The organism is Pseudoalteromonas sp. MMG006 (assembly GCF_018101025.1).
In the GTDB taxonomy this organism is placed as follows: domain Bacteria; phylum Pseudomonadota; class Gammaproteobacteria; order Enterobacterales; family Alteromonadaceae; genus Pseudoalteromonas.
On the sequence record NZ_JAGJEJ010000055.1, the window covers coordinates 1 to 499 of the forward strand.

Annotated in this window: 1 protein-coding gene; it reads left to right on the forward strand. The window is 30.9% G+C overall.

All coding sequences use genetic code 11. From position 1 onward, the window contains the following. Nucleotides 1–78: 78 nt before the first annotated feature. Nucleotides 79–499 (forward strand): transposase (locus J8L73_RS19155; protein WP_211019479.1); only part of this gene is annotated, 421 nt, incomplete at its 3' end.

The window sequence follows — 499 nt, forward strand, 5'->3', positions numbered from 1 at the left end:
TATTACCTAATAAAGCATTTACCTTGTTCTATTATTTTTCTTATCTATATTTATAAAAATAACCTATAAACAAACACCATGTACTCATCCCAAAAACTCCTACTTAATCGGTACTCTTCTAATAATCAATTTTACAGCATTACAATTTGTAGTACGCAAAAAGCGACTTTATTCAAAAATTTTAATAATGCTTGTATTGCAGCTAGGGGGATCATGCAAATGCAAAATAAAGTAAATAGTATTTGTTATGCTTTAATGCCTGATCACTTACATTGGCTTGTTCAATTGAAAACTACATCACTGCCAGAAGTTATAAGACAATATAAAAGCATAACCACTATAAAATTTAATCAATTCAATAACTCGAGTGGGAAGATTTGGCAGCAAGGCTATTTTGAACACAGAGTTAAGGCTGAAGAAGATTTATTAAATCAAGCTCGCTACATTGCAACAAATCCTTTGCGAGCTGATCTTGTGAAAAAACTTGAGCATTACTCTT